This is a genomic window from Luteirhabdus pelagi (assembly GCF_016827595.1).
Taxonomy (GTDB): domain Bacteria; phylum Bacteroidota; class Bacteroidia; order Flavobacteriales; family Flavobacteriaceae; genus Luteirhabdus; species Luteirhabdus pelagi.
The window spans coordinates 161800-182752 of record NZ_JAECMS010000006.1 but is presented as its reverse complement, the minus strand read 5'-3'; the positions used below and the strand labels follow the sequence as shown (position 1 = coordinate 182752).

Here is a 20953-nt window from a genome sequence, read left to right as displayed (position 1 = left end):
ACCATTCCGAACAGGGAAGTTAAGCCCGCCAGCGCCGATGGTACTGCCCTCCAGGTGGGAGAGTAGGTCGCCGCCTTCTTCTAGAGACTCGATCGCAATGGCGGTCGGGTCTTTTTTTTTGTGGGTGTCCGAAACGGTCGGGCCCAAATGCGGCCGCCTGCAACAGGGATTGCAGCGACATCCTTTTTGGGCCAGTAGGTTCGCCCAAAAAGATATAGCGAAAAGCCCGGCTGTTGCCATAAAAACAACTATTCTCTTCATTATCATTCTGGATCTTCTCTCCTTTTGGTTACAATTAAACTTATAGTCCATTTTCTTATAACATAAAGCTGTAACTTTTCTGTGTAGGCACTAATTCAAAATTTGATTATCTTGGTAGGACTAAATTCAACCTATTATGAAAAAAACTACTCTAAAAGCGGGCTTAGCCCTCCTTACTTTATTATTATCTTTTTCTAGCATATCGGCGCAGGAATATATCGCCGTAATTCAGGATCCGGTGGTTGTGTTGTTGAATCCCACCGATGGTAGCATTGAAGATCCAGCATTTATAGACCTCACGCCTTTAAATCCCTCTACTCCGAAGGCATTGTTACAGGTCGGTAATGAGATTTGGATAAGCGATCAACTTCAAGATCGTATTGACCGATTTGACCTGGACGGGAATTTTACCAGCACTATTGATACTGGTTTGGATAATGTTCGGGGCATGGAATTGGTAGATGGAGAAGTATGGGTGACCAATGCAGGTACGAACAATGGTGCTCCGGGAAATGCGATTATACGTTATGACTTTTCAGGGAATGAGCTAGGTTCTTTTCCTACCACGGGTAACGATTCGGCTTTTGACATTATTGATGTAGGTGGTGGAGAGGTCTATATTTCTTATATCAGCGCGGAATCTAAGATTGAACGTCGCGATTACGATGGTAATGTTTTGGGAAATGTAGTAGGCGAAGGAGTTGTAAATTTTATTCAGCAGATGGAAGTGAATACTGACAATAATTCGGTGTATGCTGCTGTATTTAGTATCTCGGGATCGAATTCTTCCGGTTTATATGAATTCTCCATAGACGATGGCTCAATTTTAAATTATTATGATGAAGGAAACCTTCGTGGTGTAGCACAATTGGAAAATGGAAATGTGCTAGTTTCGAATGCAGCCGGTGTGCGAAGTTTAGATCCAGGGACCGGTATCAGCACACCGATTAATGGTAATTCGAGTCAATACTTCGGTAGACTAAGCCTAGAACCCTGTACCCCTCCTGCTACTCCTGTTGGGGATGCCGAACAAAGTTTCCCTGAAGGTTCAACATTGGCTGATATTGTTGTATCGCCTAGCGATGTATTTTGGTTTGCTACTCAAGCCGATGCTGAAGCATTTGTAAATCCTTTAGCCTTATCTACGCTATTGGAGGATGGTGAAACCTATTATGCCGTATCGGAAGAAGATGGTTGCTTTAGCGATTTTCTTGAAGTAACCATTACCCTTGAACTTGACGTAAATAGCTTCGATGCTAGTTCATTGCGTTTGTATCCGAACCCAACGGCTAAGAACCTGGTAATTTCTCATTCGAATGTGATAGAACATATTGAAATACATTCAATGGTTGGTCAGAAAGTGTTAGAGGTTCAAATAAATGCACAAGATGCAGTGCTAGATGTGTCGCGTTTAGCTGAAGGAATCTACACGATTACTTTGGAGTTTGGTGATAGAAGTCAGACTGTTCGCTTCGTAAAATCGAAATAAAATCAGTCGAATAAGGAAGAAAGAATAATCTTGATTCCGCTAAATAATAAATAAATAGTTCCTGCCATTAGCAATATGCCTAGTGGCAGGATTATATATAGCGGTATGGTTTCCTTGTTTAAAAAGGAAAAGGTGATAACGTAGGTTGTCAGTACTAGTAAGGGAATACAAATCGCCAAGCGCTTGATGCCTTTTACCAGCAACTTTTTGTTAGTGTGTTTCATCGGGGAAAGCTTTTATGGCGGATCGTACGCTACCATGCTTTAGTAAAAGCTCGTTTGCTTTTTCTTCGGAAATATTCAAGACTTCCATTACCATTCGGGTGCCTCGGTGTACAAGTTTATTGTTACTAAGTTGCATGTCGACCATCTTATTCCCTTCTACGCGACCTAACTGAATCATGGCCGCAGTTGAGATCATGTTTAGGACGAGTTTTTGTGCTGTTCCGGCTTTCATTCGGGAACTACCGGTTACAAATTCTGGTCCGACCACCACTTCTACGGGGAATTGAGCGGTTTTTGCCAATGGACTTCCATGATTACAGGTTATGCAGCCTGTGCTGATATTATTATCATTACACTTCTTTAAAGCACCAATTACATAGGGTGTCGTACCAGAAGCAGCTATTCCGATTACCACATCTTTTTCTGAAATTTCGTACTCCTGTAGGTCCTTCCAGCCTTGTTTTTCGGAGTCTTCTGCAAACTCAACGGCTTTTCGCATAGCACTATCGCCGCCGGCCATTAAACCGATTACCAACCCGTGTGGAACGCCGAACGTTGGTGGGCATTCACTGGCATCTACAATGCCAAGTCGACCGCTTGTCCCGGCTCCGATATAAAACAATCGGCCACCATTTTTCAATTTTTCTGAAACAATTTGGGTAAGAACCTCTATCTGGGGAAGTGCTTTTTGAACAGCTATCGGAACTTTTTGGTCCTCCATGTTGATATTGACCAGTAGTTCTTGGATGCTCATCTTTTCCAAGTGGTCGTAGTGCGAATCGGCTTCTGTGGTTTTTTGAAAACTCATGACACAAAAATACGGAACTCCTATTGAACGGTGTAGGTAAGGATTGAAACTTCCGAGATTCTAAAATATCCTAAGGGATAATTGTCCGGATCGGTTTGGTTTACAATATTTCCTCGAACGGTTGCGGGTTGTACTTCGAAGGGCCCTCCACTTTGATCGCCGGTTTGTTGAAGTAGTGTAAATAAATAATCATAGTACTGTACATCTATTCCGCTTAATCGAAAGGTTACTTCATCTTCCGCTTCTAAGTCGTCGACGAAATAAAATCCAAAAATGGGGTTTCCATCGAAGAACTCATCTTCCAAAGCATCATACGAATTGCCTCTTTCTGATAGTCCTTCGAAAAAGTAGAAGTTTTCAACATTTGCTGGATCGGTAAAGTAAGCTTTTAATTCGATACTTTCATTGTCGAAACCGCCTTCATCGTCTTGGTCCACAAATTCCAAAGGAACAACTGTCTCTATAGTCTCTGTCGCTGAATAGGTTTCACCTTCAAAGGTTACTTCAAGTGTATAGTAAACATCGCTTTCAACGACAATATTTGGATTTGTATATTCGCCTTCTCCAATAGCCTCTAGCAAAAATGTCTCATCATTGGAAGAAGTAATGCGTACCTCGGCATCATTTACGAAACGTATTTGTTCATCAAAAAAGGGAGTGGTTTGTGAAAGTATGACGCGAAGTATGGTTTCCTCCGTCTCAACATTTCGAAAGATCGCTGCATCAATTACCAGGCGCGGTTCACTTTCTGGAAGATCAACGTCAATAACATCTTCACACCCCATCAAACTGATGGCTAAAACCCCTAGAATGTAAAAAAGTTTTTTCATCAGAATTTGAAGTTATAGGTTACAGAGGGAATGATTCCAAAAATACTCAATCGCGTTGCTTCATTTTGACCGTTATCGGTATTTCTTCCAAAGGAATAGGAAGCTGCATTCATACGATTGTACACATTGTAAATGCTGAAGACCCATTCGCCTTCCCAAGCTTTGTCCTCTTTGCCTTTCGGATTCCATGTGGCTGAAACATCAAGATGATGGTAACTGCTTAAGCGTTCCGAGTTTCGAGGACCATATACTGGAACTGTTAGCTCATTGAATACATATTGAGCAGAGGGAAAGGTTTCGGGTCTACCGGTTTGATAAACAAAGTTAGCACCAAACGACCAGCGATCGTTCCATTCATATTGTGCTGTAATGCTAATATCGTGGGTTTTGTCCCATGGCGAATTGTACCATTCCCCGTTGTTTATGCCAATTTCCTCTGGCGTTCTTCCCGGCGTTCGTTGTTCACTTTTGGAAAGCGTATAGGCAATCCATCCTTGCAATTTGCCCTGCGTTTTACGTAGTAACAGTTCTAATCCGTAGGCTCTAGCCTCTCCATTTAGTAGGATTTGTTCAATGGCATTGTTGGCAATTAAATCGGCATCATCTACATAATCCAATCGGTTTTGTACCGTTTTATAGAAGGTTTCTGCGGAAAAGGAGAAATCTTCAAAATTTCTAAAATAGCCCAAAGCCACCTGATCGGCTAATTGGGGCTCGATATATTTACCACTTGGTGCATACACATCGAAAGGCGTAGGAGCCGATGTATTACTAATAAGGTGAATGTATTGTGCCATCCTGTTGTAACTCGCTTTAATTGAAGCATCATCACTCAGTTGATAGGCAATACCCAAGCGAGGCTCTAGATTGGCGAAAGCTTCGATGGTTTCACTACGCGATTGTGAGATGGTATCGATTGGCGTTGCCTTTTGATAGATGTCCAAGTTCGAATCGTAGGTTACCGGATTGTCATTTTCATATAAATAAAACTCATCTTGGCCCAGTCGGTTAAACGTAGACAGTCGTAAACCAGCCTGTACGGATAGTTTTGGCGTGAGTTCGATTTCTGCTTCGGCATAAACAGCATTTTCAAAAGCATACTTGTCGGTAAGCTTGAATGGATTGATGCCCGAGCTTTCGGTAGTAGGACGGATATCACCAGGATTGAATTTGTAATAAATACTATTGAGTCCGTAGCGCATTTCAACCTTTTCGGAGAGAAAATGTGTTAAATCGTACTTCACATTAAAATTTCGAATCCCACTATCAAAATCGAACTCTACAAACGATAATTCCAATCCATAGTAGTAATCAGAAAAAATCAGGGATAAGTTACTGAAGAGCTTATCGGAATATAAATGGTTCCAGCGTAGATTCAGCGTAGTGTTTCCGTATAAGTTTGAAAAACTATCGGCGATATCGAACTTGTCCCTACCAAAATAACCAGAGAGGAAAAGCTTGTTTCGTTCATTGAGGGTGTAACTAACCTTAGTATTTAAATCGTAGAAATACGCAACATTGTCGTTGTCGAAAAGTGGCAAGAATAAATGGGCGTAACTGCTTCTTCCGCCAATCAGAAAGGAAGCGGTATCTTTTTTTATTGGTCCTTCCAGCAATAATCGACTTGCTACCAATCCAATGCCTCCGGTCGCACCAAAGCGTTGTTTATTCCCATCTTTTTGATAGATATCCAAAACTGACGACACTCTACCGCCATATCTAGCTGGAATACCACCCTTATAAAGTGTCAGGTCTTTTATGGCATCTGGATTAAAAACCGAAAAGAAGCCAAAAAGGTGATCGCTACTAAATAAGGTTGCTTCATCCAGAAGAATCAAATTTTGATCGGCCGCCCCACCGCGAACATTGAAGCCGCTAGCACCTTCACCACCGCCAGTAACGCCGGGTAAGAGCTTTAGCGATTTAATTACATCTTTCTCTCCCAACACCACAGGAATCTTTTTGATGGTATTGGAGGAAAGGCGGTTTACGCTCATTTCCGGTTTTTTAATGTTAAGTCTTTCTGCATCGGCCGTAATAAGGACTTCATCGAGGGCTTCGGTATCGCTTTCCAGTGAAAGGTTTATAGTTTGATCTCGCGATAGGTCGATGGTTCGCTTTTGCGTGGCAAACCCCAGACTGCGGTAAAAAACTTCGTATGTGCCTTCTGTCAAGCTAATGCTATAATAACCATACTCGTTGGTAACTGTTCCCGTATTGAGTGAAGGAATTAGGATATTGACACCGATAAGGGTTTCCCCGGTGTCTGCTTCCTCCACGGTACCACTCAAGGTGAATTTTTCTTGGGACATTACAACAAGTCCCAATAGCAGCAACAATAGGGTAAGTATCTTTTTCTTCAAGGCAATTGTAACATAAAAAGCCTTCAACCGAAGCTGAAGGCTTTATTGTTTTGACTTATTGAATTTCGGATAGAATCTTATTAAAGGTTTCGCTTGCCCGCATTTCAGCAAACACCCGATCTTCATTAGGCCAGTAATAGCCTTCAATATCGACCGGACTTCCTTGTGCGGCTAATAGTTCACTTAAGATTTTATCTTCATTGTCAGTAAGCGCTTTCGCGACAGGCGTAAAACGATTCTTTAGCGTTTCGTCCTTATCCTGATTCGCTAAGGCTTCCGCCCAATATTTTGCTAAATAGAAATGGCTTCCGCGGTTATCTAATTCGTTTACCTTTCGGGAAGGTGACTTTTTATTCTGAAGGAAACTTTCGGTCGCTTCATCCAAGGCTTCTGCCAATAGCAGCGCTTTTTCGTTATCGTATTTGTTTCCGAGATGTTCTAGGGAAACCGCTAACGCTAAAAATTCACCCAAGGAATCCCATCGTAAATGTCCTTCCTCCACAAATTGTTGCACGTGCTTTGGAGCAGATCCTCCCGCGCCCGTTTCAAATAAGCCACCCCCGTTCATCAGTGGAACTATGGAAAGCATTTTGGCACTGGTTCCCAATTCCAAAATAGGGAAGAGGTCGGTAAGATAATCGCGCAATACATTTCCAGTGACCGAGATGGTATTGTCACCTTTTTTTACGCGTTCTAACGTAAATTGAGTAGCATCTTTCACGGACATGATGTGGATTTCCAAGCCATCCGTATCGTATTCCGGTAAGTACTTTTCTACTTTTTTGATAAGCTGGGCGTCGTGGGCACGGTCTTTATCCAACCAAAAAACGGCTGGCCAACCGGTGGCACGTGCTCGACTTACTGCAAGTTTCACCCAATCCTGAATAGGCGCATCCTTCACTTGGCACATACGCCAGATATCACCTTCGGAAACGTTGTGCTCCATCAGTACTTTTCCTGACTCATCAATAACCTTTATAATACCTTCTTTGTTAATTTCAAAGGTTTTATCATGCGAACCATATTCTTCCGCCTTTTGCGCCATTAAACCGACATTCGGTACCGTTCCCATAGTGGTCGGGTCGAAGGCACCGTTCTTTTTGCAGAACTCGATGGTCTCCTGGTACAAATCAGCATAGCTGCTATCTGGAATTACCGCCTTGGTATCTTGGGTATCACCGTTTTTGTTCCACATCTGCCCTGAAGTCCGAATCATGGCTGGCATAGAAGCATCGATAATAACATCGCTTGGTACATGAAGGTTGGTGATGTCTTTATCGCTATTCACCATTGCTAAATCCGGTTGTTCTTGACGGATATTTGAGATTTCGTCTAGGATCTGTTCTCTTTTAGTAACGGGAAGATTACCGATTTCATTCAGAAGATCGCCAAAACCATTGTTTACATCTACACCGAGATCATCGAAAGTTTCACCATACTTTTCGAATAAATCCTTGAAGAATACCTTCACTGCATGTCCGAAGATAATAGGGTCGCTTACTTTCATCATCGTTGCCTTCATATGAAGCGAAAACAACACGCCTTTGTCCTTAGCGTCGGCTATTTGTTCTTTTAGGAAAGCAATTAACTTTTTCTTCTCCATCACCGAAGCATCGATAATTTCACCTTTTTGAACCGGAACTGAAGGTTTCAATACTGTTTCTGTGCCATCGCCATCAACATGAACGATTTTAACGCTACCTTCATTTTCAACGGTAACAGATTGTTCCGTATGACGGAAATCGCCTTCACTCATCGTAGCCACATGACTTTTGGAGTCGCTGCTCCATTTACCCATACGATGTGGGTTCTTTTTTGCGTAGTTTTTTACGGCCCTTGGCGCACGACGGTCGCTATTTCCTTCACGTAGCACTGGGTTTACAGCACTTCCCTTTACCTTGTTATACCGTTTGTAAATTTCCCTTTCTTCATCGGTTTTTGGCTCATCGGGATAGTCGGGAAGATCGTATCCTTTGGCTTGTAGCTCGGCGATAGCCGCTTCCAACTGTGGAATTGATGCACTGATATTCGGAAGCTTGATGATGTTTGCCTCTGGTGTTTTGGCCAAATCACCCAACTCGGCCAAGGCATCGTTAACCCTTTGGTCTTCCTTCAAGTATTCTGGAAACTGGGAGAGAATTCTTCCAGCCAGTGAAATATCGCGCGTTTCGATAGCGATATTGGAAGGGTTGGTATATGCTGTTATGATGGGAAGTAGGGAGTGTGTTGCTAGATAAGGGGCTTCATCTGTTTTCGTGTAGATAATCTTGGCGGTCTTTGTCATGTATAAGGGTTTTTGAATCGTTGGTTTCGTCGATTAAAAGAAACGCAAATATAACGATTTGACCCTCGATTTGAAAGTGGGAAAGGCTTAAGCTTATGTTAAGCGATAGGTGTTAGGGGATTTATTGATTTTGTTGCTCCAGCGCTTCCCAAAATTCGTACGCACGACGCAGGTGTGGAATAACAATCGTTCCGCCGATAAGCAAGGAAATACTAAGTGCCTCGACCACTTCTTCTTTCGTAACCCCTAGGTTGAAACAGGCTTCCAAATGGTAACGAACACAATCGTCGCAACGCAATACCATCGAGTTTCCCAAGCCCATCAACTCCTTTGTTTTCTTCGGAAGAGCGCCTTCTGCAAAGGCATTGGTGTCGAGGTTGAAAATGCGACGAATCACCTTGTTGTTATCCGTCAATAGCTTGGCGTTCATCTTAGAACGGTAAGCGTTAAATTCTGAAACGATGTTGTTCTCCATCTTACTTTTTCGCTTTTTTCTGGTTGCGGACAACCGCTTTTGAAATATAAATACTGATTTCGTAAAGAATTACAACCGGCACTGCAACAATTACTTGGCTTGCGATATCGGGAGGGGTAATGACGGCAGAAATGATCAATACGATAACGAGAGCAAATTTGCGATATTTCCGTAATATTTCAGGTGTGACCAATCCAATTTTTGTGAGGAAATAAATCACGATTGGTAGCTCGAAAATAAGCCCACTCGCAACGACCGAGGCGCGTACTAAAGAGATATAGCTGCTCAGATCGAAGTCGTTGAATACTTGTTCACTTACGCGATAGCTTCCCAAGAAATTAATCGATAAAGGTGTAACGACATAATAGCCGAAAAGGACACCAAGGAAAAACAAAAAAGAGGCGATTAAAATAAAACCACGACTATTTTTACGTTCGTTAGGCATTAATCCAGGACTGATAAACTTCCAAAACTCATACAGGATATAAGGAAAGGCTAAAATAAATCCTGCAGTTATCGATGTCCAGATATGGGCCGAGAATTGTCCGGACATGGTTCTACTTTGGATTCGGAACGGGAGTTCATCGAAACAAAAGCTATCCATTCCTATAAATTGTGCAGCCTGACATAGCATGCGGTAGGTGGGAAAGTCGGCACTTTTTGGACCAAACAGCAGCACATCGAAAATAAAGTCCTTAGCGATAAATGCTCCCGTAGCAACAATTACGACTGCCGCTGTGGATCGAATGAGGTGCCAGCGGAGTTCCTCCAAATGGTCTAAAAAGGACATTTCCTTTTCAGAATTGTTTTGTTGAAGCTTTTTCGCCATTAAATAATGCCTTCTTTGGTAAGATTATGAATATGAACCACACCGGTATACTTACCATTATCTACCACAAGTAATTGTGTAATTCCATTTTGATCCATACGTTCCATGGCTTCTACCGCCATTTCGTCTGCGTCGATGGTTTTAGGGTTTTGTGTCATGATATCCTTAGCCGTCAATCCCTTAAAGGAATCTGTCTTCGCAAGCATACGACGTAAATCGCCATCGGTAATAATACCAAGAATTTTTTCATTTTCTACTACTGCGGTCACACCCAACATTTTCTCTGAAATCTCAACAATCACATCCTTAACAGGCGTACCAGTGGATACCTCAGGTTTCGCATTCAAGGCAGCGAGATCGCTAACTCTGGTATATAATTTCTTCCCTAGTGAACCTCCGGGGTGGAATTTCGCAAAATCGCTACTCGAAAAGCCTCGCAATTCCAATAACGCCATAGCCAAGGCATCGCCCATTACCAACTGTGCGGTCGTACTGGTAGTAGGTGCCAAATTGTTAGGGCAGGCTTCCTTTTCGGCAAAGGCATGTAACACGAAATCGGCTTGCTGGCCCAAGAAACTTTCTCGATTGGAAGTAATGGCAATTAATTTGTTATTGATGCCTTTAATTAGCGGAACCAGTACTTTTATTTCTGGTGTGTTTCCACTTTTTGAAATACAGATTACAGTATCGTTTTCCAATATGGTGCCCAAATCGCCATGGATGGCATCTGCAGCATGCATAAAGATGGCGGGAGTACCTGTAGAGTTTAGCGTCGCCACAATCTTTGTGGCAATGTTGGCGCTTTTTCCGATTCCGGTGATAATAACCCTTCCTTTCGATTTGTAAATATATTCTGCAGCGGCTGCGAACTCATCATCCACGAGCGATTCAAGGTGCGCGATGGCTTCACTCTCAATTCGGATGGTGCGTTTTGCGATGGCTATAATCTGTTCGGTTGTGCTCAAAACTTTAGCGGTTTCTTAGTTTGTAACTGTAGGGGAATTTAGTATATTTAGAATGCAAATTTTTAAAAAAATCGCCTATCGGCCCTATCTTCAGCATAAGATACCGTTTGCAGGCAACGATTGCAAAATTACAATTGTTCCGTCGCTAACACAATTTAATCGTAACAATTCGCAATTGATTCACTTATAAAAGATTTCGCAGCGTGACCGATACTGAATTATACGCAGCACTTAAGCATTATTTTGGCTTTAGTTCCTTTAAGGGATTACAGGAAGATGTCGTAAAAAGCATTCTTACCAATCACAATACCTTTGTAATTATGCCAACTGGCGGTGGAAAATCGCTCTGTTACCAACTTCCCGCACTTATTAAGGATGGTACGGCCATTGTTGTTTCACCCCTTATTGCATTGATGAAGAATCAGGTGGATTCGCTACGATCGCTTTCTTCTGAAGAAGGCATTGCACATGTATTGAATTCTTCCTTAAACAAATCAGAAATACGGCAGGTAAAAAGCGATATTGAAAATGGCGTGACCAAACTTTTGTATGTCGCTCCCGAGTCATTGACGAAGGAAGAATACATCGATTTCTTTCAATCCCAAAAAATTTCGTTTGTCGCTATAGATGAAGCGCACTGTATAAGTGAATGGGGACACGACTTTCGACCAGAATACCGAAATCTTCGTAAAATTATTCAACGGTTAGGGGATGGTATTCCGATTATCGGATTAACCGCAACCGCTACACCGAAGGTTCAAGAAGATATTTTAAAAAACTTAGGGATTCAGGATGCCAATACATTTAAGGCTTCCTTCAATCGACCGAATTTATACTATGAAATTCGCCCGAAGACCAAGAATGTCGATGCCGACATCACTCGCTTTGTAAAAAAGAATGAAGGAAAAAGCGGAATCATTTACTGTTTGGCGCGTAAACGCGTAGAAGAATTGGCACAAACCCTTCAGGTGAACGGCATTAAAGCAGTTCCCTATCATGCGGGATTGGATTCCAAAACAAGAGTGAAGCATCAGGATATGTTTCTAAAGGAAGATGTAGATGTAGTAGTGGCGACCATTGCCTTCGGAATGGGTATCGATAAACCCGATGTTCGCTTTGTCATTCATAACGACATTCCTAAAAGCATCGAAAGCTACTATCAGGAAACCGGTCGTGCAGGTCGCGATGGGGGTGAAGGACATTGTTTGGCCTTTTATAGCTATAAGGATATCGAAAAGCTTGAAAAGTTTATGAGCGGCAAGCCTGTGGCTGAACAGGAAATCGGGCATGCATTATTACAGGAAGTGGTCGCGTTTGCGGAAACCTCTATTTCACGTCGAAAGTTTATCCTTCATTATTTTGGTGAAGAGTTCGATAATGAAACGGGTGAGGGCGGCGATATGGACGATAATATGCGGCATCCCAAAAAGCAGCACGAAGCTACTCAAAATGCCAAAAAATTACTGGAAATCGTTTCCAAGACCAATCAACAATATAAAGCGAAGGAAATTGTGAATGTGTTGGTCGGAAAAACCAATGCGTTGATAAAGTCGCACCGTACCGATTCGCAACCCTTCTTTGGAAGTGGAGACGAACACGAATCGAAATATTGGATGGCATTATTACGTCAGTTATTAGTAGCAGGTTACATTCGAAAGGATATTGAAACCTATGGTGTCATTAAAATGACGAAAGCCGGAAAGGAATTTATCGAGAACCCTTCCACTTTTATGATGACGGAAGACCACAGTTTTAAGGAGGCCAACGACGATGCCATTGTTTCCCAGAAAAAAGCAGGCGATGCCGCCGACCAAGACCTCTATAGGTTGTTGAAGGCAGAACGAAAAAAGGTAGCCGATAAAAAAGATTTACCACCCTTTGTTATTTTTCAGGACCCTTCCTTGGAAGATATGGCACTAAAATATCCTATTACAATGGATGAATTGTCGAATGTTCATGGGGTGGGGGAAAGCAAGGCGAAAAAGTTTGGGCAACCATTTCTAGCACTTATTGAACGTTACGTGGAGGAAAACGATATTATTCGTCCTGATGATTTTGTGGTGAAAAGTACTGGAAGTAACAGCGCCTTAAAATTATATATCATACAAAATGTGGATCGAAAGCTTCCTTTAGATACCATCGCTGACGGAAAAGGTCTTGATATGAATGAATTTATCAAGGAAATGGAAGCCATCGTGTATAGTGGTACTAAGCTAAATATCGACTATTGGCTTGAAGACATCCTAGATGAAGACCAACAGGAAGAAATCCACGACTACTTCTTAGAAGCCGAAACCGATAAAATTGATGTCGCCATGGAAGAATTCGATGGCGAATACGAAGAAGAGGAACTTCGGCTCTATCGAATCAAATTTATCAGCGAAGTCGCCAATTAATGTGGTACTACCACATGTGGAATATTCGCATCCTTTAAAGCAGCTTCATACGATTTCAACTCTTGATTCATGAATTGCGTGTATGCCGAATCGAACGGCTTGTATTGCTGCTGAAGATCTTCCCAACGTTCTAATTCTCCAGCCGAAGGCCTGTTGTCCTGTCCTAATACCACTCGGTATAATCTGATAAGATGATTCGTAAACTTTCTAGGATAGTTGATTTCGTCCTGACTGGTTTCAATTTTCCGTTGAAAGATCATGTCTTCCAATTCCAAACTTTTTTCTGAAAGTTCTTTTCCTTTAGAAATTAAAACTTGCTGTTTTTCTTTTTTCTTTAAAAGGGAATTGGTTTGTTCTACTTGTTCCCGAATAGCTCGTAGGTTCTGTATACGCTCTTGACTTTCGGTTAGCAATGCGGAGACCGAGGATGCCAATTCGAAATTTTGTTGAAGGTCTTTATCCGTAATATCCCAGCGAGGATCTTTCTTCAGTTGAAACGTTTGTTCCTTAGTATCCCCATTAACAGTCAAGACCGCCGTGTATTTACCAGAAGGCGCGCCTGGCCCTTGCCCTGGATAGCGCATATCCATCATAACCAAATCTTCAACCAAGGTCGGTCTTGGGTATTGAAGATTCCAGGAATACATGTTCATACCTTGTTGAACCGATAACTTTGAATTGCTCTCTTCCGCATTTGTACTTTTCTCCAGCACAACATTATTTTGTGCATCCATAACCTTAAGACTAGCGGTTTGTGTGCTGTCCCATTTCGGAATATAAAATACAATGTCTGCTGTATAGCGCTTGGAAGTTGGCGCAGGTCCCCATCCGGAATAGCCGCCTAAGGTAGAGCGATAGGTGTCGGAAATGGGGAATAGGGTAGCAGCATTAGGAACGCCGTTCTTTTTTAACGAGCGAAGGGTTGAAATATCATCCATGATCCAAAAGCCACGTCCTTGTGTCGATAGAATGAGATCATTTCCTCTTACCTCCATATCGGTTACAGGAGTGTACGGAAGGTTTCGTTGAAACGGTTGCCACGAGGCGCCATCATTCATCGATATATACATTCCAAATTCTGTTCCGGCAAATAGCAGTCCTTCTACTTGCGAATCTTCCGCAATTGCTCTTGCGAAATGATCCGCTGGAATTCCAGAGGTAATGGTCGTCCAAGAACTTCCATAGTTTTCAGTCTTAAAAATATAGGGTTTTGGGTCGCCATCGCGGTATCGATAAATAACCGCATAGGCTTTTCCTTTTTTATGAATGGATGGCAAAATAGCATTTACGGTTCCTTCCTTCGGCATTTGTTTTGGGGTAATTTCCTCCCAAGAACCGCCTCCATTTCTAGTAATATGCATCCGTCCGTCGTCACTGCCAACCCAAAGGGTATTCGCTTCAAAAATGTCTTCCTCAAAGCTAAAGATCGTACTGTAAATTTCCACTCCAGTACCATCATGCTGAATAGGACCGCCAGGAATGTCTTGGTAGGCATCGATATCGTTGGTTAAATCGGGACTTATCATTTCCCAACGTTGACCTTCATCAGTGCTTTTATGAACATAATTTGAAGTATGGTACAGCACGTCTGGATTGTGCTTCGAAACCCGAATGGGGAAGTTCCATTGCCAGCGATACTTTAAATCGCGTTGTTTTGTTCCTTCGGTATAATGTGGGTAGGCACCCACATCCCTTGTTTCTCCTGTTTTTAAATTTTTTCGTGTAATAATACCGCTATAGGTTGTGGCATATACAATATTCGGATTATCGGGATGCACCGCAACATCGGCGCTTTCGCCTCCGCCGACATCTTCCCAATGCTGCTGGGGATGAATACCGCCATCATGTCGACTCGGCATGGCAATGGTTGTATTGTCCTGTTGACCTGCATATAAACGATACGGAAACTGATTGTCCACCGTTAGCCGATACAGTTCGGCGGTAGGTTGGTTGTTAGGGGTACTCCACGTTTTACCACCGTTGATGCTGATGGTGCCACCACCATCATTCGTATTAGCGATAATCTTTGGGTTGTTCGGGTTAATCCAAACCGCATGGCAATCACCATGTGGAACATTAAATCGGGTGTCGAAAGTATTTCCGCCGTCGATAGATTTATAAAACCCAGTATTGGTTACATAAACGGTATTTTCATCCTGTGGATCGGCAAAAATTCTGGAATAGTACCAACCCCGTTGCCGTAATTTATGATTTCTATTTATTCTTTTGAAGGAATCTCCGCCATCGTCACTTCTATACACACCGCCATCTTCTTCTTTTGCTGTTTGTTGAATCACCCATATTCTATCAGGATTTACGGGTGAAATCGCAATCCCAATTTTTCCAACCAGTCCTTTTGGTAACCCGTTGAAAATGCGATTCCATGTTTTTCCGGCATCGGTGCTTTTATACAATCCGCCCGTTTCACCACCATCTATTAAGGTCCATGGCTTACGCTCGGCCCGCCACATTCCGGCATAAATAATATTGGAATCCTCTGGGTGTAGCGCAATATCAATTGCTCCGGTTTTATCATTTAAAAAGAATACCTGCTTCCACGTATCGCCACCATCGGTACTTTTATATACACCGCGTTCTGGGTTGGGTTCGAAAATGTTTCCTAGGGCTGCGGCATATACAATATTGGGGTTTTTAGGATCGTAAATAATATCGCCAATCTGACCACAGTTTTCCATGCCTACATGCTTCCAATTTTTGCCATCATCAGTAGTCTTGTACATTCCAATTCCTGGGCTAATATTTCCTCTAGGGCTATCACTTCCGGTTCCTACCAATAGGGTTTTAGGTGAAATAGGAGAAACCGCAACGGAGCCTATGCTTCCACATTCAATTCCACTATCTGAAATATTCGTCCAATGATGACCGGCATCATCGGTTTTCCAAACGCCTCCTCCAGTATAACCCACATAAAAGGTATGTGGCTGATTGGGTATGCCTGTCACTGCCGTGGCACGACCGCCGCGATAAGGGCCTACGAAGCGATATTCCAAATTTGAAAGTTCAGTATCGGAAAGCTCTTGTGCTTCAACAGAAGTGTCGAAAGGAAGAAAAATGAATAATGAAAGCAGTAGGGAGAGGTAAAATTTCATAAACGTCAAATTGGTTGGTCTATAAAGATATTTAAAATATGGACAGTATAAAATAGCAATTGTAGGGGTTGATGAGGTAGCTGTGAAACATGCTGCGAAAATTTTCAGTAATGTGTATTTTTGTATGAAAACTAAAACAAAAGCATGGAAGACGGTATTTACGCAAAAATTTCAACAGAGAAAGGCGATATTCTCGCTAAACTGACATATAAACAAACTCCAGGAACAGTCGCCAATTTTGTCGCATTGGCCGAGGGAAATCTTGAAAATGAAGCAAAACCTCAAGGGAAACCCTACTACGACGGACTAAAGTTTCATAGGGTTATTCCAGACTTTATGGTTCAGGGGGGCGATCCGAAGGGAACGGGTGCTGGCGGACCAGGATATCAATTTGATGATGAGTTCCATCCCGATTTGAAACATGACAAACCTGGTGTGCTTTCGATGGCGAACGCTGGGCCAGGCACCAACGGAAGTCAGTTTTTTATCACCCATGTTGAAACACCTTGGCTTGATAACAAGCATAGTGTATTCGGACATGTAGTAGAAGGACAAGAAGTTGTGGATAGCATTGAACAGGGCGATAGTATGCAAAAGGTTGCGATTATCCGTGAAGGTGAAAAAGCTCAAAATTGGAATGCTGTTGAAACCTTTCGAAAATTTAACGGTGCAAAGGCAGAACGTGAAGCCGCTGCTAAAAAGAAGCAAGAAGAATTGTTGGAAGAATTAGCAACTGGTTTTGAAAAGACCGATAGCGGACTTCGCTATAAAATCATTCAGAAGGGAGATGGTACGAAAGCGGAAAAGGGCAAAATGGTATCGGTTCATTATAAAGGCATGTTTATCGATGGTAAGGAATTCGATAACAGTTTTAAACGTGGCAATCCGATCGATTTCCCCGTAGGAATGGGAAGCGTTATACCCGGTTGGGATGAAGGGATCCAACTACTTCAGGTAGGCGATAAGGCTCGTTTTGTAATTCCACCACAATTGGCTTATGGTAGTCGTGGTGCCGGAGGCGTTATTCCACCCGATGCTACCTTGATTTTCGATGTTGAATTGGTGAATGTGAAGTAAGCTAAAAAAATAAACGATAAGAAGCACCCTCAGCTCGAGGGTGTTTTTTATTTTCGAACTATGAAAACAACGCAACAATTTCCGATCGGCAAACTGAAACTTCCTGAAACCATTTCAAAAAACGATTTGGAGGAGGCGATAACTGTCTTGAAACTATTTCCAGAGCAGTTGAAACAATTGGTCTACACCTTAAAGGAGGTACAATTAGAAATGCCGTACCGTGAAGGCAGTTGGACAATTCGACAGCTAATTCATCATATTTCCGACAGTCACCATCACGCCTATAATCGCATTCGGTGGACATTAACCGAAGACACGCCGACCATAAAAGCCTATGATCAGGATGCATTTGCCAATATGGAGGATTACAACACGGCACCCATTGCTTGGTCGCTTACGCACATTGAAATTTTGCATCAAAAGATGGTTGCCATCTTAAGTAGTTTAGGTGAAGAAGAATGGAACAGAAACTACCATCATCCTGAAACCGATTTAGATGTTTCGTTAAAAGCGTTGGCGCTAACCTACGCTTGGCATAGCTTGCACCACTATGCGCACATCAAGAATGCTTTGTCTTAAGCTGGTTCTTTTTTCCATTTGATATTGCAGCCCATACTTGGCTTTTGGTCTTTTCGCTGCGCGTTATTGTTTAAAATATTATCCAAGGCTTCACGGAGGTCACGACCGTTCACGGGAATTCCATTTCCGGGTCGGCTGTTGTCCAATTGGCCGCGATACACCAACTCCAAGTCTTCATCAAACACAAAGAAATCTGGAGTGCAGGCAGCTTTATATGCTTTGGCGACTTCCTGTGTTTCGTCGTAGAGATAGGGGAAGGGATAGTTCAGTTTTCGAGCAACTTCCCACATTTTTTGAGGGGAATCCTGTGGATAGGCTTCTGCATCGTTACTGCTAATAGCGACAAAACCAAAACCGGTGACGCGATAATCGTTGCACAAACGAACCAGTTCTTCATTTACATGTTTTACATACGGACAATGATTGCAGATAAACATCACGACGGTGCCCTTTTCACCGCGAATGCTCTCAAGGGAAACGGGATTCATGGTAATAGTGTCCAATAGCGTGAAATCGGGAGCTTTTGTCCCTAGCGCTAACATGTTGGAAGGAGTCAAAGACATGGTAAAACTTGTTTATTTATAGGTCTATTTTGGAAGCTGAAAGTTACGGATTTTCGGTGAACAGTGAACAGTGATCAGTGATCAGAAAGTAGCTCGCCGGTACCGAAGGCCCGCCTAACCTCATTCGGACAGGCACGTTCGGACGGGGAAGTAGTAAGTAAGTAAGCAGTGAGCAATAAGCAGTAAGCAGTAAGCAGTAAGCAGTAAGCAGTAAGCAGTAAGCAGTAAGCAGTAAGAATATGTTTAAGCACCCATCACCCATCACCCATCACCCATCACCCATCATCCATCATCCCACTATTGCAAAAAGCTTACCGCTTATAGCATAAAGCGTATGGCTTACAGCCTACCGCGATTACTAAACATTTTATAAAGTTTTGTCTATGTGCAATGAGCCCTGTATTTTTAAGTAAAAGCAAGAAATCATGAAAAATTCTTACAGCTCATTATCAGTAGCGATTAAAGATTTACAGGAGAACGGATATGAAGAAGACTTCAACTTAGTAGAGGAAGGTATTGAGTCCAAAAACCTAAAAAAGGAATGGAAAGCCGGCCAGTTGGATGTAAAGAAATACTATCGTTTTGAAGGAATGACCAACCCGGGCGATAATTCAATCTTATATGTTATCGAAACCGATGATGGCACCCAGGGGCTGTTGGTGGATAACTATGGAGCGGGCGAGCAGAATATTTCACCGGATATGATTCAAAAACTGAAGATTCACCACGATGCCTGATCTTTCTTGGGAAGACTTCGAGAAAGTCGATATGCGTGTGGGGACGATCGTTGAGGTGCATGATTTTCCGGAGGCAAAGAAGCCTGCCTATCAGCTTCATATTGATTTCGGAAGTGACCTCGGAATCAAAAAAACGTCTGCGCAGATTACGTCACTTTATGAAAAGGAAGAGTTGATAGGAACACAGGTTATTGCCGTTATCAACTTTCCCAAAAAGCAAATCGCAAACTTTATGAGTGAATGCTTGGTTTTGGGAGCTGTTAATGGTGATGAAGTCACTTTACTGCAACCCAATAAACCGACTGCCAACGGCTTACGAATTTTATAATCTACACTTCACTATCCAGCACATCGGTAACCACATAATAACGTGGATCGTCAATATTATCTTCAATAATGGTGCTGAACTCGGGATTCCGTTTCATCAAGAGTGCTTTACAATCTGGGCTTAAATGTGTCAGCTTTATTTCTTTGCCCATGTCCAAATACTTATTTGCTAAATTCCGAAGGGCTTCCACACCACTATGATCGCTCACTTTCGATTCGATAAAATCCAATTCCACTTTATCAGGATCATTTTTGGGGTCGAATTTACTGTTGAAAGCCGTAACCGAGCCGAAAAATAACGGTCCCCAGATTTCATATACCTTGGTTCCATCTTCTTTGATGCTTTTCCTTGCGCGAATTTTTGTCGCATTTTCCCAAGCAAAGACCAATGCACTCATAATAACGCCAACAATCACGGCAATTGCCAAATCCTGCCAAACGGTAATAGCCGATACCGCAATCAATACGATAGCATCGCTAATCGGAATTTTATTCAGGATTCTAAAACTGGACCACGCGAACGTTCCGATTACTACCATAAACATAACGCCGACCAAGGCTGCAATAGGAATCTGTTCAATCAACGGCGCCGCAAATAGAATAAAGCATAACAATGCAATCGCTGCTACAGCTCCAGACAGTCTTCCGCGTCCGCCGGAATTAACGTTAATGATACTCTGACCAATCATCGCACAACCACCCATTCCTCCAAATAGGCCGTTTAGAATGTTCGCGCCTCCTTGGGCGACACATTCGCGGTTTCCAGAACCACGCGTTTCGGTCATTTCATCGATAAGGTTTAAAGTCATCAAACTTTCAATCAACCCTACAGCAGCTAAAATAAAGGCAGTAGAAAAAATCAATCCCCAATTGCCTTGCAGCGTTCCGAATAAGGCAAAAATCTGGTCTTGGAACGTTGGTAAACCGCCTTCTAGGCCTTCACCACCACCTTCTCGAATAAAGGAACCAACGGTGCTTACATCAACATCTCCAAAAATAACAATGGCTGCTACTACGATGATTGCCGTCAAGGCAGCTGGAATTTTCTTAGTCAGTTTGGGAAGCAAAAACATTATGGCCATGGTAAGAAAGACCAAGCCAAGCATTATGGCCAATTCTGTTCCCTGAATCCAAGATTGGGTGCCGTCTACCGTTCGCTTAAACAATCCTAATTGCGAAAGAAAAATAACGATTGCCAATCCGTTTACGAAACCCATCATTACGGGATGCGGAATAAGTCGGACGAATTTTCCTAAGCGAAAAACACCTGCCAATATCTGTATGGCTCCGGTAAATAGCAAGGTGATAAATAGCCATTGAAGCCCTAAGTTTTCTATGGGGGTGTCCATTGCCATCCCAATTTCATTTCCTTTTTGGATGAGGTGTACCATCACTACCGCCATCGCACCGGTGGCTCCCGAAATCATACCCGGTCGTCCGCCAAAGAGAGACGTTATGATTCCCATCATAAAGGCACCGTATAATCCGACCAACGGATCGACGCCTGCCACAAAGGCAAAGGCGACTGCTTCAGGTACTAACGCCAAAGCAACCGTTAGGCCTGAAAGAATATCATTCTTAGGGTTTTGGGTGAAATTCTTGATGGTTTTCTGTATCATTTTTTCCGCTTAAAAAG

The 20953-nt window shown here is 42.6% G+C and carries 17 protein-coding genes and 1 rRNA gene; 7 read left to right on the top strand and 11 right to left on the bottom strand.

Features of this window, described 5'->3' with window-relative positions; genetic code table 11:
• Both rrf and I4Q58_RS14695 read left to right on the top strand, forming a co-directional pair.
• Positions 1-79 (top strand): 5S ribosomal RNA (rrf, locus tag I4Q58_RS15780); the annotation flags it as partial.
• Between the two features lie 318 nt (positions 80-397).
• Complete coding sequence (locus I4Q58_RS14695) at positions 398-1750, top strand: T9SS type A sorting domain-containing protein (protein ID WP_203296656.1); 1353 nt, start codon at positions 398-400, stop codon at positions 1748-1750.
• 2 nt (positions 1751-1752) lie between these two features.
• Here the strand turns inward: I4Q58_RS14695 and I4Q58_RS14690 are convergent, their stop codons facing one another.
• From I4Q58_RS14690 to I4Q58_RS14655, 8 genes are all read right to left on the bottom strand, one after another.
• A complete protein-coding gene (locus tag I4Q58_RS14690; protein WP_203296655.1) occupies positions 1753-1974 on the bottom strand; it encodes a DUF6095 family protein in 222 nt (73 codons plus the stop codon).
• Positions 1961-2782 carry an N-acetylmuramic acid 6-phosphate etherase gene (gene murQ, locus I4Q58_RS14685; protein ID WP_203296654.1) on the bottom strand — a complete coding sequence of 274 codons (822 nt, stop codon included), beginning with the start codon at positions 2780-2782 and terminating at the stop codon, positions 1961-1963. The genes I4Q58_RS14690 and murQ overlap by 14 nt, the downstream gene beginning before the upstream one ends.
• 20 nt (positions 2783-2802) lie before the next feature.
• Positions 2803-3612: a DUF4249 domain-containing protein gene (locus I4Q58_RS14680; RefSeq protein WP_203296653.1), complete on the bottom strand. Its 810-nt coding sequence runs from the start codon at positions 3610-3612 to the stop codon at positions 2803-2805.
• Complete coding sequence (locus I4Q58_RS14675) at positions 3612-5924, bottom strand: TonB-dependent receptor (protein WP_203296666.1); 2313 nt, start codon at positions 5922-5924, stop codon at positions 3612-3614. The genes I4Q58_RS14680 and I4Q58_RS14675 overlap by 1 nt, the downstream gene beginning before the upstream one ends.
• 106 nt (positions 5925-6030) lie before the next feature.
• The gene (locus tag I4Q58_RS14670; RefSeq protein WP_203296652.1) at positions 6031-8259 is read right to left on the bottom strand and encodes an NADP-dependent isocitrate dehydrogenase; all 2229 of its coding nucleotides are present in this window, start codon (positions 8257-8259) and stop codon (positions 6031-6033) included.
• A gap of 121 nt (positions 8260-8380) precedes the next feature.
• Complete coding sequence (locus I4Q58_RS14665; RefSeq protein WP_203296651.1) at positions 8381-8734, bottom strand: carboxymuconolactone decarboxylase family protein; 354 nt, start codon at positions 8732-8734, stop codon at positions 8381-8383.
• 1 nt (position 8735) lies between these two features.
• Positions 8736-9563: a twin-arginine translocase subunit TatC gene (gene tatC / locus I4Q58_RS14660; RefSeq protein ID WP_203296650.1), complete on the bottom strand. Its 828-nt coding sequence runs from the start codon at positions 9561-9563 to the stop codon at positions 8736-8738.
• Positions 9563-10528 (bottom strand): KpsF/GutQ family sugar-phosphate isomerase, encoded by a 966-nt coding sequence (locus I4Q58_RS14655; protein WP_203296649.1) that lies wholly within the window; start codon positions 10526-10528, stop codon positions 9563-9565. Before I4Q58_RS14655 ends, tatC begins: the two co-directional genes overlap by 1 nt.
• 203 nt (positions 10529-10731) lie before the next feature.
• Here I4Q58_RS14655 and recQ point away from each other — a divergent pair, with 203 nt between their 5' ends.
• Entirely contained in the window at positions 10732-12924 is a 2193-nt protein-coding gene (gene recQ, locus I4Q58_RS14650) for a DNA helicase RecQ (protein ID WP_203296648.1), read from the top strand.
• Here the strand turns inward: recQ and I4Q58_RS14645 are convergent.
• Entirely contained in the window at positions 12921-16034 is a 3114-nt protein-coding gene (locus I4Q58_RS14645; RefSeq protein ID WP_203296647.1) for a VPS10 domain-containing protein, read from the bottom strand. The genes recQ and I4Q58_RS14645 overlap by 4 nt on opposite strands.
• Positions 16035-16178: 144 nt before the next feature.
• On the opposite strand from I4Q58_RS14645, the gene I4Q58_RS14640 reads away from it, so the two are divergent.
• The gene (locus I4Q58_RS14640; protein WP_203296646.1) at positions 16179-17111 is read left to right on the top strand and encodes a peptidylprolyl isomerase; all 933 of its coding nucleotides are present in this window, start codon (positions 16179-16181) and stop codon (positions 17109-17111) included.
• A gap of 60 nt (positions 17112-17171) precedes the next feature.
• On the top strand, positions 17172-17690 hold the full coding sequence (locus I4Q58_RS14635; RefSeq protein ID WP_203296645.1) for a YfiT family bacillithiol transferase: 519 nt from the start codon (positions 17172-17174) through the stop codon (positions 17688-17690).
• Here I4Q58_RS14635 and I4Q58_RS14630 read toward each other — a convergent pair.
• A complete protein-coding gene (locus I4Q58_RS14630) occupies positions 17687-18253 on the bottom strand; it encodes a thioredoxin family protein (protein ID WP_203296644.1) in 567 nt (188 codons plus the stop codon). The genes I4Q58_RS14635 and I4Q58_RS14630 overlap by 4 nt on opposite strands.
• 425 nt (positions 18254-18678) lie before the next feature.
• On the opposite strand from I4Q58_RS14630, the gene I4Q58_RS14625 reads away from it, so the two are divergent.
• Positions 18679-18990, top strand: a complete 312-nt coding sequence (locus I4Q58_RS14625; protein WP_203296643.1) for a phosphoribosylpyrophosphate synthetase — start codon at positions 18679-18681, stop codon at positions 18988-18990.
• Positions 18983-19318 (top strand): tRNA-binding protein, encoded by a 336-nt coding sequence (locus tag I4Q58_RS14620; protein WP_203296642.1) that lies wholly within the window; start codon positions 18983-18985, stop codon positions 19316-19318. Before I4Q58_RS14625 ends, I4Q58_RS14620 begins: the two co-directional genes overlap by 8 nt.
• A 1-nt stretch (position 19319) precedes the next feature.
• Here I4Q58_RS14620 and I4Q58_RS14615 read toward each other — a convergent pair whose 3' ends face one another.
• On the bottom strand, positions 19320-20936 hold the full coding sequence (locus I4Q58_RS14615; protein WP_203296641.1) for a SulP family inorganic anion transporter: 1617 nt from the start codon (positions 20934-20936) through the stop codon (positions 19320-19322).
• Between the last annotated feature and the right edge of the window lie 17 nt (positions 20937-20953).